This is a genomic window from Pseudoalteromonas sp. J2K-J599 (genome assembly GCF_059295115.2).
On the sequence record NZ_CM200271.1, the window covers coordinates 614115 to 629668 of the forward strand.

Annotated in this window: 15 protein-coding genes; 11 read left to right on the forward strand and 4 right to left on the reverse strand. The window is 39.4% G+C overall.

Going from position 1 to position 15554, the window contains the following annotated elements; all coding sequences use genetic code 11:
- Window positions 1-48: 48 nt before the first annotated feature.
- The 9 genes from AC5NT5_RS02705 to AC5NT5_RS02745 all read left to right on the forward strand — a co-directional run bounded on the left by AC5NT5_RS02705 (window position 49) and on the right by AC5NT5_RS02745 (window position 7219).
- Window positions 49-669, forward strand: coding sequence for a MarC family protein (locus AC5NT5_RS02705; protein WP_002957920.1), 621 nt, complete (start codon window positions 49-51; stop codon window positions 667-669).
- Between the two features lie 123 nt (window positions 670-792).
- On the forward strand, window positions 793-1725 hold the full coding sequence (gene dusA / locus AC5NT5_RS02710) for a tRNA dihydrouridine(20/20a) synthase DusA (protein WP_494513494.1): 933 nt from the start codon (window positions 793-795) through the stop codon (window positions 1723-1725).
- A gap of 143 nt (window positions 1726-1868) precedes the next feature.
- Window positions 1869-3242, forward strand: coding sequence for an IS4 family transposase (locus AC5NT5_RS02715; RefSeq protein ID WP_182716915.1), 1374 nt, complete (start codon window positions 1869-1871; stop codon window positions 3240-3242).
- A gap of 223 nt (window positions 3243-3465) precedes the next feature.
- Window positions 3466-4146 (forward strand): PspA/IM30 family protein, encoded by a 681-nt coding sequence (locus AC5NT5_RS02720; protein ID WP_494513334.1) that lies wholly within the window; start codon window positions 3466-3468, stop codon window positions 4144-4146.
- A 9-nt stretch (window positions 4147-4155) separates the two neighbouring features.
- Window positions 4156-4362, forward strand: a complete 207-nt coding sequence (locus AC5NT5_RS02725) for a PspC domain-containing protein (protein ID WP_002957924.1) — start codon at window positions 4156-4158, stop codon at window positions 4360-4362.
- A 172-nt stretch (window positions 4363-4534) separates the two neighbouring features.
- On the forward strand, window positions 4535-4861 hold the full coding sequence (locus tag AC5NT5_RS02730; protein WP_002957925.1) for a hypothetical protein: 327 nt from the start codon (window positions 4535-4537) through the stop codon (window positions 4859-4861).
- Window positions 4862-4940: 79 nt separating this feature from the next.
- Window positions 4941-5450, forward strand: coding sequence for a copper chaperone PCu(A)C (locus tag AC5NT5_RS02735; protein WP_494513495.1), 510 nt, complete (start codon window positions 4941-4943; stop codon window positions 5448-5450).
- Window positions 5451-5458: 8 nt separating this feature from the next.
- Complete coding sequence (locus AC5NT5_RS02740) at window positions 5459-6445, forward strand: DUF2333 family protein (protein ID WP_024603343.1); 987 nt, start codon at window positions 5459-5461, stop codon at window positions 6443-6445.
- Between the two features lie 3 nt (window positions 6446-6448).
- Window positions 6449-7219 carry a TIGR04219 family outer membrane beta-barrel protein gene (locus AC5NT5_RS02745; RefSeq protein WP_002957929.1) on the forward strand — a complete coding sequence of 257 codons (771 nt, stop codon included), beginning with the start codon at window positions 6449-6451 and terminating at the stop codon, window positions 7217-7219.
- 33 nt (window positions 7220-7252) lie between these two features.
- Here AC5NT5_RS02745 and AC5NT5_RS02750 read toward each other — a convergent pair whose 3' ends face one another.
- Window positions 7253-8140, reverse strand: a complete 888-nt coding sequence (locus tag AC5NT5_RS02750; RefSeq protein ID WP_494513335.1) for a TIGR03899 family protein — start codon at window positions 8138-8140, stop codon at window positions 7253-7255.
- Window positions 8109-8690 (reverse strand): SRPBCC family protein, encoded by a 582-nt coding sequence (locus AC5NT5_RS02755; RefSeq protein WP_182715711.1) that lies wholly within the window; start codon window positions 8688-8690, stop codon window positions 8109-8111. The genes AC5NT5_RS02750 and AC5NT5_RS02755 overlap by 32 nt, the downstream gene beginning before the upstream one ends.
- Window positions 8691-8801: 111 nt before the next feature.
- On the opposite strand from AC5NT5_RS02755, the gene AC5NT5_RS02760 reads away from it, so the two are divergent.
- Both AC5NT5_RS02760 and AC5NT5_RS02765 read left to right on the forward strand, forming a co-directional pair.
- Window positions 8802-10991, forward strand: a complete 2190-nt coding sequence (locus tag AC5NT5_RS02760) for a bifunctional diguanylate cyclase/phosphodiesterase (protein ID WP_335676694.1) — start codon at window positions 8802-8804, stop codon at window positions 10989-10991.
- Between the two features lie 131 nt (window positions 10992-11122).
- Entirely contained in the window at window positions 11123-13300 is a 2178-nt protein-coding gene (locus AC5NT5_RS02765; protein WP_154903848.1) for a YgiQ family radical SAM protein, read from the forward strand.
- Between the two features lie 170 nt (window positions 13301-13470).
- Here the strand turns inward: AC5NT5_RS02765 and AC5NT5_RS02770 are convergent, their stop codons facing one another.
- A complete protein-coding gene (locus AC5NT5_RS02770; protein ID WP_494513336.1) occupies window positions 13471-13878 on the reverse strand; it encodes a protein disulfide oxidoreductase in 408 nt (135 codons plus the stop codon).
- 202 nt (window positions 13879-14080) lie between these two features.
- Window positions 14081-15439, reverse strand: a complete 1359-nt coding sequence (gene mgtE / locus AC5NT5_RS02775; protein WP_002957935.1) for a magnesium transporter — start codon at window positions 15437-15439, stop codon at window positions 14081-14083.
- Window positions 15440-15554: the final 115 nt, after the last annotated feature.

Consider the following 15554-nt stretch of genomic DNA (forward strand, 5'->3'; position numbering starts at 1 on the left):
GTAGTTGCAGCGTTTTTATTAAGCGCTTTTTACCTAGGAAACCCAGTAATGCACGAACTATTAGCTATATTTATTTTCTTTTTTGCGGTTATTGACCCCATTGGTACTGTACCTGTATTTATTGCAGTCACACGTGGTGATGATGAGAAATTTAAACGTAAAGTTATATATAAAGCGGTAGGCGTATCTGCATTAGTGCTCTTATTTTTTGTACTTGCAGGTGAGCAATTACTTAACGCAATTGAAATTCCGCTTTCGGCTTTTCAAATAGCCGGCGGTATCATATTACTTATTTTTGCGCTCTCAATGATATTTGGTGAAAGTAAACCAGAAGCCGAAATTAAAAGTGTACGGGACAGCACTGAAACCGCTATTTTTCCGCTTGCGATTCCCTCTATCGCGAGCCCTGGCGCTATGTTAGGCGCCGTATTAATGACTCGTAATGAAGAATATACCTGGGTTGAGCAGTTACTAACGTCTTCGATGATGCTTGCTGTATTAGCGGTTGTACTGGTTTTGTTACTGCTTGCAACACATGTACATAAATTAATTGGTGATAGTGGTGCAAGTATAATAAGTAGAATTATGGGGCTTATTTTAAGCTCGGTTGCGGTTACCAATATTTTAAATGGTATAGCCCATTATTTTGGCTTGCAGGTTTTCTCTTAACATTGATGCTCGCTAGGCTTTTGTGTAAAATGCAGCGCCTTTTAAGCTGTGCTTAATAACTTTAATACCCTGAGGTTTGCTTTGAATAAATGTACTTTGGATAGACGCTTTTCTGTGGCCCCCATGCTTGATTGGACTGATCGCCATTGTCGTACTTTTCATCGCAAAATGACTAAACATACTGTGCTTTATACTGAAATGATAACCACAGGGGCTATTTTATTTGGTCGAGGCGACTACTTACATTTTAATAAACACGAAGGCCCAGTTGCGCTGCAACTTGGTGGCTCTGATCCTAAAGCGCTTGCGCAATGTGCAAAACTTGCAGGTGAGCGTGGTTATGACGAAATAAATTTAAATGTAGGTTGCCCGTCAGACAGAGTTCAAAATGGCCGATTTGGCGCATGTTTAATGGCTGAACCTCAATTAGTTGCTGAGTGCGTAGCAGCAATGAAAAACGAAGTAAGCATTCCTGTTACCGTTAAAACGCGTATTGGTATTGATGAGCAAGATTCGTATGAGTTTTTATGTGCGCTTATTGAAGCGTCTCATAAAGTAGGGTGTGATGATTTTATTATTCATGCTCGTAAAGCATGGCTTAATGGTTTAAGTCCGAAAGAAAATCGTGAAGTTCCACCGCTTGATTATCCACGTGTTTATCAACTTAAAAAAGATTATCCGCAGCTAGACTTAAGCCTAAATGGCGGTGTTAAAACAATTGAGCAGAGCCTAGAACATTTGCAACATATTGATGGTGTAATGATTGGGCGTGAGGCTTACAGCAACCCATTTATACTCAATGACGTTGATGAGAAAATTTATGGTGATGCTGCAAACACGCAGTCACGCCACGACGTAGTGCGTTCAATGTATGACTACATTGAAGAAGAAATGCGTTTGGGTGCTAATTTTTGGCATATTGCACGTCACATGCTTGGTATTTTTCAGGGGCAGCCTGGTGCGCGAGGTTTTAGACGCCACCTTTCTGAAAGTGGTCACGGTAAGCAAGCTGATTTATCGGTAATGGATAAAGCATTAAGCTTTGTACCAGAATAAAACTAAGCTTTAAAAATTCTAAATTTTAGCCACTTTCGAGCTGTCTCTTATACACAAATCCCTGCTAAGAAATTAGCGGGGATTTTTTTGAACTAAATCTCAATGTCATGATCAGATCTTCAAATCTTGTTTGAGGGCACATTATGATTAACGAACATACTCATTGGGCAAAACAACAATTCGGTAAATCGGACTTAGGTGATCCAAGAAGAACAGCGCGTCTGGTAAAGTTAGCATCAACGCTTGCAAATGAACCAGGAAAACCACTTGTAAACATCACTCAATCCCCCGCCGATATGGAAGGTGCCTACCGCTTTATACGCAACGAGAATATTGACGCAACGGCTATAGCAGAGTCAGGCTTTAAAGCCACGGTTGAACAAGCAAAAAGTCATAACTTGTTGCTCGCATTAGAAGACACGACCACACTAATTTATAAACATTCCTCCATTCGAGATGATTTGGGTCATGTCGGACGAGGAGCAAAACAACGAGGCTTGTTAGCTCATAGCGTATTACTGTTTGCGCCAGACACAAAGCAAGTTGTGGGATTAATTGAACAGTCTCGCTGGAGTCGTGATATCAACACGATTGGAAAAAGAGAAAAACACGCGACGACTTCTTACGAAGAAAAAGAAAGTTACAAGTGGGAGTCAGCGTCACGAGCGATGGCAGAGCGGCTGCAAGGACAAATGGCGAACGTGATATCGGTGTGTGACCGCGAAGCGGACATCTACGAATACTTGCAGTATAAACTGACCGAGCAGCAACGATTCGTCGTACGCTCGATGCAAAGTCGTCATATTGAAGAAGGTGAGGATAAGCTCTATGCGTTTGCAAGCGAGCTGATGAGTGCAGGCACCAAACACATCCACATTGCACAAAAAGGAGGAAGAAAAGCCCGAAGCGCAACACTGGATATCACCTATGCGCCAGTGACACTCAAAGCGCCTTACAATAAGAAAGGACGCTCCCTCCCAGTTTACTATGTCGGCAGTGCAGAGAGAGGAAACGCTGAGAACGGCTTAAGCTGGCACCTATTAACCAGTGAACCAGTCACCAGCAAAGAAGACGCCTTAGCTATCATCACCTACTATGAGCACCGTTGGCTTGTAGAGGAATACCATAAAGTCTGGAAAAGTGATGGCACGGATATCGAAAGTTTACGCCTTCAAAGCCAAGATAACATGGAAAGATTGGTGACGATTAATGGCTTTATTGCGACGCGAATATTGCAACTAAAGTTCACCAATGAGCAGCCTGATTCTCCAAGTTGTGAACAACTGTTATCTCCCAAAGCATGGAAGTTATTGTGGTTAAAGAGAATAAAAACACCATTGCCTGAAACTGCTCCAAATATGTCATGGGCGTATCAGGAACTGGCAAAGTTAGGAGGCTGGAAAGATACCAAGCGCACAGGGCGTGCATCTGTGAAAGTGTTATGGCAAGGGTGGCTTAAGTTACAAGCCATCCTGGAAGGCTACGATTTAGCAAAATCTCTTGAGTCAGACTTGTGATCAAGAGACAGCTTTCGAGTGGCTTTTTTGATCCTAAAAATTAGTCAAAATCATAATTTATTGGCCAATTACACTCTATGTTGTTCAGCTTAAAGTCACTAAAATTTAGAGTGATTATTGTTTATCATTATGATTTTAAATGTTTTATTTTTGTTTTGATGGACTTGGCACAACTCTTGGAATCTTCTTGTTGAAATTAATTAAAAATCAACAGGAGAATACCATGGGAATCTTTAACCGCGTAAATGATGTAATTCAATCAAACATTGTCGCCATGCTTGATAAAGCAGAAGATCCAGAAAAACTTTTAAACCTAATGCTTAGCGAGATGCAAGATGCATTGAATGAGTGTCGTAGTACAGCAGCCGCTTTATTGTGTGAAGAGAAAGTAATTAATCGCCAAATTGATACTAAAAAAACAGAATTAGCAGCTTGGCAAATAAAAGCAGAACGTGCGGTTGAGAAGGGCAGTGATGACCTTGCTAAATCAGCTTTACTTGAGAAGCAACGCGTTAACGAAAGCATTGAAAATAAGCAAACTCAACTAGAAACATTGCAAGAGTCTATTGCAAAAATTAAGTCTGATTGTGAACGCTTGCAGCAAAAAATGGCTATGGCTAAAACTAAGCAAGCTCAGTTAATGCAACGCCATAATGTTGCTATTGCTAGAGGGCGAATCAGTACGCAACTACAAAGCGATAAAGTAGCTCATGCGTTGTCTCGTTTTGAACAAATAGAGCAGCGTGTTGAAGGTATTGAAGCTCAAGTAGAGGCTTATGAGCTGACTGATACAGCAAGTTCTACCAGTGCCCAAATTGAGTCGTTAGTTAAAAATGAAAAAGTTGATGCTGAGTTGGCTCGCTTAAAGGCGAACTTAAATACTAATTTAAAACACACTGCTTAGGAGATTGCTATGAACAGCTTTAATCGTCAACAAGGTTGGTATAAAGATACTCTGAATAAAAAAATATCGGGTGTTTGTAGTGGTTTAGCCCATAGATTGGACTTTCCGGTATGGGCAACACGCGTAGTTACTATTTTATTGTTTTTGAGTTTTCCGTTTGCAGTTGCACTTGGCTATTTTATAGCGCATTGCTGTCTTGAAAATAAAGAGTATTAATACCAACAGGCATAAATATTTGAACAATTTAACGAATTAAATCACCCTATAACGTTGTTAAAAATTTTAATTTAGAACAGCTAAGTATAAAAATTTTTGCCTAGTTATAGCGCAATTTTCTTATCGTTAAATAGACCTCATGTATAAGCCGGTTGGTATAAGGAGAATTACTATGAAAGCTTTGGCAGTATGTGTAATTATCTATTTATTACTGTTTACTGATTTAATAACGTTTGTGCAGATTGATTCTTGGCAGTTGCCGTTATGGATTGCTGACATTAGTTGGGCTGGGCTCGAGCTTGTAGGTGCTTTGGCCGCAATTATTGCTGTAGTTGCGGTAGTGGCTTTAATTACTATGGGATTAGTTGGTGCCGGTGTAGTGGCATTAGCAGGGACTGTTTTAGCGCTTTTATTCGGATCTATAATGATTGCATGGCCGTTACTATTTGTTGCAGTGTTGTGTTGGCTTGTTGCCGATAACAAAAAAGTAGCCTCTTAATCCTTAATTTGACTGACTATTATAGGTTAACTATGTTAAATTTAGCCTGTAATTTAAAGTTTTCATAAGGATAATAATGATGACGAAACTATGTTTTTCGATGGCTTCTGCATTAATATTTAGTTTTTTTTCGTCATCGTTGGCGGCGCACTCAGGATACGATCATGGTTCTGATGTGGCTGTGCTCGAAGTAACTAACGCGCAAGTTAGAGAGTTTTTACCTGGCAGTACTTCAACTGTAGGTTATTTAACCCTTATTAATCACAGTGGAGCCGCAGCAACTTTAACTAAGGCAACTATTGATGGCTTAGGGCGTGTTGAAATACACGAGCATTCACATGTAGACGGCATGATGAAAATGCAACAAGTTGAATCGGTTGAAATTAAGGCGCACGAAAGTGTCAGCTTTCAGCCTGGCGGTTATCATTTAATGGCATTTGAACCACAAGAGCTATTAAAAGTAGGACAAGAACGTAAACTCACACTATATTTTAGTGACGGTAATCGCTTATTTACTAATGCTCAAGTCGTGTCGCTTGAGGCGCAAGCTAAGCAGTCAAAACCATCTACTCAACACGCTCATCATTAGGAGTACACATGTCGCAACATAAAGGAAAAATAGCAGGAATAATTGTTTTACTGCTTATCATTTTTTACGCAATTGCTGTTTATTGGAGCACAGAACCTTCACGTTTTGACGTTGTTGCAAACGCGAAAGAGCAAGCGCAGCTTCGTAATGAAAAAATAGTAACGGGTTATGTAACTACTTCTACATTAATTACGGTAGCCAATACCTTACTAGATAAACCGGGTGGCTACTTATCAAATGATGTAATACCACCAAGTATTATTATGGATGATATGCCAGCGTGGGAATATGGCGCACTAGAAATGGTACGTGATTTATCGCTTTCTATGCGAAAAGATTTTAGCCGTTCTCAATCACAATCAACGGAACATGAAGCCCTTAAAAAGGCGCAGCCGCAGTTTAATATAAGCTCTGAGGCATGGGCATGGCCAAGTGCCGAAGGTGAGTACCAAAAAGGTATTGACTACTTAATGGTATATCGTGGACAAATTGCTAATGAGCATGAGCGCGATAGCCAATTTTACGCACGAGCAGATAACTTACGTAGTTGGCTTAAAGAAGCTGAGAAACGTTTAGGTAGCTTAAGCCAACGTTTAAGTGCCAGTGTAGGCCAAGAAAAAGTGAACACCGATTTAGCGGGTAATTCATCTAATAAACAAGCAACTCTTGCGCCACTGCAGCAGCAAGTAAGAACACCGTGGTTAGAAATTGACGATGTGTTTTACGAGTCGCGCGGTGCTACTTGGGCGTTACTGCATTTTTTACAAGCGATAGAGTATGACTTTAATGACGTACTTGAAAAGAAAAATGCACGTGTAAGCTTACAACAAATCATACGTGAACTTGAGGCGACTCAAGAAACAGTATGGAGCCCACTTATTTTAAACGGCAATGGTTTTGGCTATGTGGCAAACCATTCTTTAGTTATGGCAAATTATATTTCTAGAGCCAATGCGGCTTTAATCGAACTCAGCGAACTACTAGCTCAAGGATAAAAAATGAAAAAGTATTGTTTAGCAGCAGCCCTTTCAATGGCATGTTTAGCACCAGCAGCGCAAGCTGACACTCTACTAGGTTTATACGTAGGTGTTGATGGGTGGAAGTCAGATAACGATGGTCAATTTTCTTATAAAAATAATGCATCTCAAGATTTTAATTTTGAAGATGAGACTTTTGTAAGTTACTACGCGGCACTTGAGCACCCTGTACCATTAGTTCCAAATATTAAATTAAAGTATACCGAGCTTGAGTTAAATGGTTCTGCGCTACTTACAGATACATTTAGCTTTAATGGCTCTGATTATGTTGTAGGCTCTACGGTAAATACTGTAAGTGATTTAACACACATCGATTACATTTTTTATTATGAGATTTTTGATAACGATTTAATCTCAATTGACTTAGGTTTAAATGCTAAGCAGTTTGATGGTGATATTGTTGTAAATGGTACTACTCAAAATGGTGGTACTAACTTTACCGAAACAAAAGACTTCTCTGGTTTTGTTCCTCTTGCATATGGCCGTGCCGAAGCAGGCTTACCATTTACTGGTTTAAGTGTATTTTTTGAAGGTAGCTTTTTGGCTATTGACGATAGCAAAGTACAAGATTACCAAGTAGGCGTAGCGTGGGAACTTATTGATAACCTAGCAGTAGATGTTGCTGTTAAAGCAGGTTACCGCTCTATGGTATTAGAACTTGATGATGTAGATGATATTACTACTGATATTGATGCATCAGGCCCATTTGCGGGTATTCAGGTTCACTTTTAATTAGTATTTTCTAATTAAACAAAGCGTGGCATATTATTTTATTGCGTGCCACGCTAAATCAAACTCTCCCTCCAGCGCATTATTAATTAACTGCTTATAAATTTTATTTACAGGAAAATTAATGAGTTTAGATAACTCATCACCTGTTTGCGTGAATTTATAATAGCTTAATACCAAATCACTGCTTTTTGCTTTTAACGTTACTTTTTGCGATAAAAATGAAAGGGTAAGTTCTTGCCCCGCTTTAAGCACTGCAGATTCAATTTCTTTTCTATACAGTAAATTAAGATCCATGAGCGTTAAAATATCAGGAAAGCTAATACCCGTTTTTCCTAAATTTAAAGATACTTTATTGCCTTTTCGTAGCAAATCAAACAATGACGGTTTTTTGTAAAAGCCGAGTAATATAAAGTGGCTGTCGTCTTTTTCGTTATAGCCTGAGAGCGACACACATTTTTGTAAAGAGTCAGCTTCTCGCTGTGTCATATGCTTTAATGTTTGCAGACTTTTAATTGAAAACGTACCAGGGTTGAGTGTTTCTCCCGTTAAAATTTTGGCCCATAAAGTTTGCATTGACGCATTTGAAGTATCCTCGCACAGTGCGATAAAATGCTCTACCCAGTCAGCATCGGGTTGTTTAGTACTTGCTACATCGGGGCAAAACCCCATAGCCATTGCTAAAATTGACTCTATATTTTGTTGTTGTTTTATTAGTAATAAATCTTGGCGCTTTTGGGCACGAGCTAAAACAGAGTTTTCACTGTTGATATGATAAAGCGGCTTAACTTGGCCTTTAATATCGTAATTTTGTTCGGGGGTAGGCAGTACTCCGTTACTGCCTATTTTTGTTATAGGGTAACCAAGTAAGGATTCGATAATGTTAGCAAGGTTAATTCTCGCTTGTGCTGTCTTGACTGGCATGACTGTGCATTGTCCTTTGTGAATGACTAAGCTGAGCAACAGTTTTAAGGTTATTTAACCCCATTGAAACTGTATTACGGAGCACATATTCGCTCAAAATTGCGGTGTAACCCGATATTAAAGGGGCGGTTGTTTGTCCGTTAATCTTACATATTAAAGTGACGATACCGTTTTGCTCACTAAAATTAAAAGTCCCCCTAATAATATGCTCAGCATTTAAAAGTATATTAAAGCTGACCTTATTTTGATTCACCGAAGTTATGATCATTTCACCATACCCCCATTTTCCTTTCCAAGACTGATGAGCACCTAGGCCAGAGCTTGGTTCGCCCAAGGTAAAACGTATACTGGGGTCTACTTTTTCCCATGGAGACCATTTTTGCCATTGATTAAAGTCAGTAATTAGCGGTTTTACTGCGTCAATATTTGCATTGATTTCTATTGTTTTATTTACATTATAACTTTGGGGAAGTATCAGCCCTACCAGTACTAATACCAATAGCAATAACAGTACGCCTTTGATCAATATTTTTAATGGTTTAATAAGCACACCTTTTATTAGTTTTTTGAGTTGAAATACAACAACTTTTTATTAATCGACTATAGTATGAATTAGATTATAAACCAAAAATAATTTATAAATTGCTACCTAGGAGAGCGAATGTCGTCAGATCAAAACGATTTTTTATTTTTTGAACAAGACTATGAAGATGATGCAGTAATTGAGCCGACTAAGTTTTGGGATATTTTAATTGTTGATGACGAACCTGAGATCCACTCTGTGACAAAGTTAGCTTTGTCTGGGGTTGAGTTTTTGGGGGCAGGCTTGCGATTTCATGATGCCTATTCGGGAGCTGAAGCAATAGAGATTTTAGCTGAAAATAACGATATTTCAGTTATTTTTTTAGACGTTATTATGGAAACTGACGATGCTGGCTTGCAGGTTGTAAAAAGGGTGCGTGACGAATTAAATAATCAACATGTGAGAATTATTTTAAGAACAGGGCAAGCTGGTAATATACCAGAAGAAAAAGTAATACGTGAATACGATATAAATGATTATAAAACTAAAACAGAACTCACTCGCTCTAAATTAGTAACATCGCTCATAACCGCTATTCGCTCTTACGAGCAGGTATGCCAGCTTGAATATCAAAGTGATGCAATGAACACGATTGTTTCTGCATCAAAGTCTATTTTAGGGCTTACTGATATTAAGCAACTATGCAAAGAAATCATCAAGCACATGAGTATTATTTTAAAGTGTTCACCTCGAGGGCTTGTGTGCAGCAAATTAGACGGCGATGACTTTATTCAAGTATTAGGTGGTTGTGGGCATTACGAAGACTACTTTGGTGAAAAATTAATTAATGTTGATAGCAAAGTATTTAAACAAGTTGAGTTGTGTTTTGATTTATCAAAGCATCAACATACAGACTCAAGTGCAACATTTGTATTAAAAAGTAAGCATAGAAAAGCGGCTTTATATATAGAATGTGACCATGTTCCTTTGCAAGCACAATTGCAGTTTGCTGAAATCTTCTTAACAAATGTGAGTGTGGCCCTGGATAATATAAGGCTGTTTGTAAAGTTAAGAGATGCAGCTTATAAAGATGTGCTTACAGGTATTTCAAATCGTACCAATTTTATTGAACGGGTAGAGCGTTATCAAAAGCCGCACGTGAATGATTATGTATTTGTACTACTTGATATAGTTAATTTTGCAGATATTAATAATGGCTTAGGGCAAGAGGTCGGCAATAAAGTATTAATTGGCATTGTGCAAAGGTTAAAAGAAAACTACCCAACAGCTAAGTTACTATCTCGTATTGGTGCTGATGTTTTTGGTTTTATTATTCGCCGTGATGAACTCGACTTAAAAAAATTGAATGAGCAGTTAGGTGTTCCATTTTGCGCAGAAGAGCATACATTGCCTATCGATTTTAGATTGGGTTTATGCCAACAGCAAGACTTTCAAAGTAGCGGGATTGATACACTTAAAGTTGCTTATATTGCACTTGACCAAGCTAAAAAAGCAAAGCATAAAGAAGGCGTTTATTACAATATCGACATGCAAGATAAAATGGCTTGGCGCATAGGAATTATTAGACAATTACGCCATGATTTTGCTCGAAACAAGTTAGAGGTATGGTATCAACCTCAACTTTCATTAGATGACTTGTCTTTAATTGGGTGTGAGGCATTACTTAGGTGGCCCACCGGTAATGGGTCGTATATATCGCCAGCGGTATTTGTTCCACTTGCAGAAGATGCGGGCTTGATTGTTGATATAGGGCAGTGGGTTTTAGAGCAAGCTTGCCAACAACAAAAGCGCCTAGAAAATATGGGTACCGAAATTTGTATTGCGGTTAATGTGTCTGTTCCGCAGTTTAAAGTAAAAGGCTATGCTCAAAACGTTAAAAATACATTATTAAAATATGGCGTTAAGCCAAAAAACATAGAATTAGAAGTCACAGAAAGCGTAGTAATGGATGAACTCGAAACTGTTATTAATACACTTAGAGAGCTTCAAGAGCTAGGGATGGAAGTTGCTATTGATGACTTTGGGACTGGCTTTTCATCGCTTAGTTATATACAAAGTTTACCCTTGGATAGATTGAAAATAGATCGTGCATTTATTAAGGATCTGCCAAATGATGACACTGGCGCTATTGCCGCCTTAGTTATTTCTCTTGGTGCTAAGTTGGGTTTAAAAACGATTGCTGAAGGCGTTGAAACACAAGAACAAGCTCAGTTCTTAAAAAACTTAGGCTGTGATGAGGTACAAGGTTTTATGTATGCTAAACCAATGCCTGAGCATGAATTGATAGAATTTATAAATAAACGCTAAAAAAGATTAACTTATTATTTAAGCTAATGAACGATTTAGAATTTAAAGCGCGATATGCTTTGACTACTTTGTATATATAAAGAATTTAGTAGGGTATAATTCGCGCCTTTTGTTATTCTACGGCCACAATTATGAGCACACTCAAAGCTAAGCGCGCCTTATTTTCATACCCGAAATACTGGGCTGAATGTTATGGCACCGCGCCATTTTTACCAACTACACGTGAAGAAATGGATGCACTTGGCTGGGATAGCTGCGACATAATAATAATTAGTGGCGATGCGTATGTTGACCATCCTAGTTTTGGTATGGCTGTAATTGGCCGTGTACTTGAAGCGCAAGGCTTTAGAGTGGGGATTATTGCCCAACCTGCATGGGACTCTAAAGATGCATTTATGGAGCTCGGCAGACCGAATTTATTTTTTGGTGTAACAGCCGGCAACATGGATTCGATGATCAACCGCTATACAGCGGAAAAACGCATGCGCCACGATGATGCTTACACGCCTAATAACGTTGGCGGTAAGCGCCCAGATCGCGCCGTGATGATTTACTCGCAAAAATGCCGTGAAGCATACAAAGGTATCCCAATTGTTATTGGCGGTATTGAAGCCAGCCTTCGCCGTATTGCTCATTACGACTATTGGCAGGAAAAAGTACGTCGTAGTATTTTGTTTGATGCAAAAGCCGATATTTTAATTTACGGTAACGCAGAGCGCCCGCTAGTTGAAGTTGCACACCGTATTGCGGCGGGTGAAACGATGGATACGATTCAGGATATTCGCGGCACGGCTGTTATTCGAAAAGAGCCTCTACCTGGTTGGCGTGGCAGTGATTCTACCGCTATTGATAAAATTGGTAAAATAGACCCTATTCCAAACCCATATGGCGCGGATGATGTTGGCTGTAGTAAATCTGAATTTAAACAAGCGGGTATTGATTTAAAAGCAGAAGCGGCAAAACCAATCATGGTCCAGCCTGCACGTCCTAAGCCGTGGGAAAAAACCTATGTTAAGTTACCTGCTTATGAGCAAGTAAGTGTTAACAAACCTCTATACGCCCATGCCTCGCGCATTTTACACCAAGAAACAAACCCTGGTTGTGCAAGGGCGCTTTACCAACGACATGGCGATCGCTCTATTTGGGTAAACCCGCCAGCATATCCATTAGAAACACATGAAATGGATGCTGTATTTGGTTTGCCGTATCAGCGTATTCCTCACCCAAGTTATGGTGATGCTAAAATCCCTGCTTACGATATGATTAAAACGTCTGTTAATATTATGCGTGGCTGTTTTGGTGGTTGTTCGTTTTGCTCAATTACAGAGCATGAAGGGCGCATTATTCAAAGTCGTTCACAAGAATCTATTATTGAAGAAATTGAACAAATTAGAGATAAAGTTCCCGGCTTTACTGGTGTTATTTCTGATTTAGGTGGCCCAACGGCGAATATGTATAAGCTGCGCTGTACGAGCAAAAAGGCCGAGAGTACCTGTAGACGCTTATCATGTGTATATCCAGATATTTGTAAACACATGGATACAGATCATACGCCAACAATAGATTTGTATAAAAAAGCACGTGAAGTTAAGGGTATTAAAAAGGTATTGATTGCTTCAGGTGTACGTTACGATTTAGCTGTACGCGACCCGCGTTACGTTAAAGAATTAGTAACGCACCATGTAGGCGGTTACTTAAAAATAGCGCCAGAGCATACAGAGGATGGTCCATTATCAAAAATGATGAAACCAGGTATGGGAGCGTACGATCAATTTAAAGAACTATTTGATAAGTACTCTAAAGAAGCCGGTAAAAAGCAGTATTTAATTCCTTACTTTATATCTGCTCACCCAGGTACAAAAGATGAAGACATGGTAAACATGGCTTTATGGCTTAAATCAAACGACTTTAAGCTTGATCAGGTACAAAATTTTTACCCATCACCTATGGCTAATGCGACGACTATTTACCATACAGAGATGAACTCTTTACGTAATATAAAAAACAACTCAGAAGTTGTTCCAGTACCTAAAGGCGCACGCCAACGTAGATTACATAAAGCTATTTTACGCTACCACGATGCAGCTGGTTGGCCAATGATACGTGAAGCTCTACGTAAAATGGGTAAAGCTAATTTAATTGGTAAAGGGCCTAACTGTTTAGTGCCAGAAGAAGGGCGCGATGAAAAATCAGGTAAAGGTGGTAAAAAAGGTGGGCGTCCGGCACTAACGCGACATACTGGTTTTAGCCAATTTAAAAAGGCAAACACTAAGCCAAAAGTGGGCGCTAATCGTCAAAGCACACGTTAGTAATTTTATTCGCTAATAGATAAGGCTAATTGCGGTACGCGTTTTTTAGCTTTTGTATACGTAAATTAAGTCAGCTTTGCTCTTTATTATCTATATTATTGTAGGTGATAAAGAGTGAGGTTTTAGAGCCCCCCTCTCTTTAGATATCCTGTGCTAAGTTTAGCTTTTTTTTAAAGCATTGATGATAACCACAAACGCAATTTAAGTGACCATAACGGCTGAATGCCGGTGAGTCCTTGCGTCATTTTATTATCTTTTAAGATTATATAAGATGGCGTGACTTGTCCCTGCCAATCGGAAAATATCTCCCCGTGTTGATCGTTAACAGTACTGAAGCTGTAGCCTTGCTCATTTAAATAATCATGCAGCTCTTGATCAGAGCCTGATTTTAGCGCGATGCTCACAACAGGGTATTTATTCTCGTTTGCGAGTTCGTTTATGGCAGGGGAGGTAATACTACAAATAGGACACCAAGTTCCCCAAAAATACACAAGCGTGGGTTTATCTTGGCTCATTGCTGCTAAATTAATGTTTTGCCCTTTATAGTCGATTAATTGTAATTGAGGATTTGCTGGCATGACAGGTTGCCGCCACCAATTGACGGCGGTATAAATGACGAAAAATATAGAGCCATATACCAGTAGACTTTTTAATATGGATACGCTTTTTTGTTTTAGCGTTTTTTTAGGTATGTCATTTTTATGTTTGGTATCCGTTGCCATAGCTACTGATTTACCCTAAGTATTTTTGCTGTAGTTTTTTACATTTAAAGCGTTTAATTTATATCAGCAACCATGTAGCAGTACCTAAAAAGGCGAATATACCAACAATATCAGTCACCGTGGTTAGCACCACACTCCCTGCAAGAGCAGGGTCTATATTCATTCTTTTAAGAATTATTGGAATACTTGCACCAGCAACACCTGCCACCACTAAGTTCATAAACATAGCGAAGGCGAGTACGCCACCAAGCATAAAGTCCCACTGCCATAGCGCAATAACACCCGCAATTAATAGTGACCACAAAATACCGTTTAGCGCGCCAATGGCCAGTTCTTTCATCATCAAGAAACGTTGGTTTGTTTGGTTTATATGACCTACTGCAATACCACGGATAACAAGCGTTAATGATTGGCTACCAGCAACACCACCCATAGAAGGGACAATACCGTTAAGCACAGCCAAAATAGGGAGCACATCTAAAGTGCCTTCAAAAAAGCTAGCTACAAAAGCAGCTGCAAGTGCGGTTAGTAAGTTAACTCCTAGCCAAACTGAGCGTTTTTTAGAGCTTTTTAGTACTGGCGCGAATGTATCCTCTTCATCATCAAGACCGGCTAGGCTTAATAAGCTATGCTCGGCATCTTCTCGGATTACATCAACGATGTCATCGATAGTAACACGACCGAGGAGTTGGTCGTTATCGTCCACCACTGGGGCCGATATCCAATTATGACGCTCAAATAATTGCGCTACTTCACTTTCATCCATTGAGATTGGGATAGACTCACAATCTTCATCCATTAAATCGCGGACAATTTTTTCTGGCGGATTAGTTAATAATGTACTCAGCGATAAAGCGCCTATAAAGCAGTTATGTTTATCAACAACATATAAATCATCTGTACCCTCTGGTAACTCACCACGCAGTCTAATATAACGAAGTACAACATCGAGTGTTACATCAGGGCGAATGGTCACCGTATCGGTGTTCATTAGCGCACCTGCTGAACGCTCTTGATATGACAGTGCTTGCGTGGCACGTTCACGGTCTTGAATGTCCATCGCGCTAACAACGTCTTTATAGACGGTATCTGGCAGGCTACGTAATACTTCACCTAAGTCATCGTGGCCCATGTCTTCAGTTGCGGCGGCAATGTGCTTAGGTTCCATTTGGGCAATAATGCCTAAACGAACATCTTCAGATAATTCTTCAAGAACATCACCCTGCACATCAGGATCGACCAATTGCCAAAGCAGTCGGCGAATTTTATGCGGTGATGATTCTAATAATAATGCGGTATCACAAGGAGCCGTTTTTGCGAGCATGCGTCTAACTTGAACAAATTGACCACTATTGAGTGACTTCGTCACCTGCTTTAGTTGCTGTAGTGGATAATCTTGTTCAAAAGCTTCTGGCATTGGCGTCCTTTATAAATTGTTATATTACTTTATGGGGGGAGGTGAGTTAACTGGCGTTACTAACCTATTTATTTTATATATCTGTTTTAATTGAAGCACTAGTAATGCGAATATT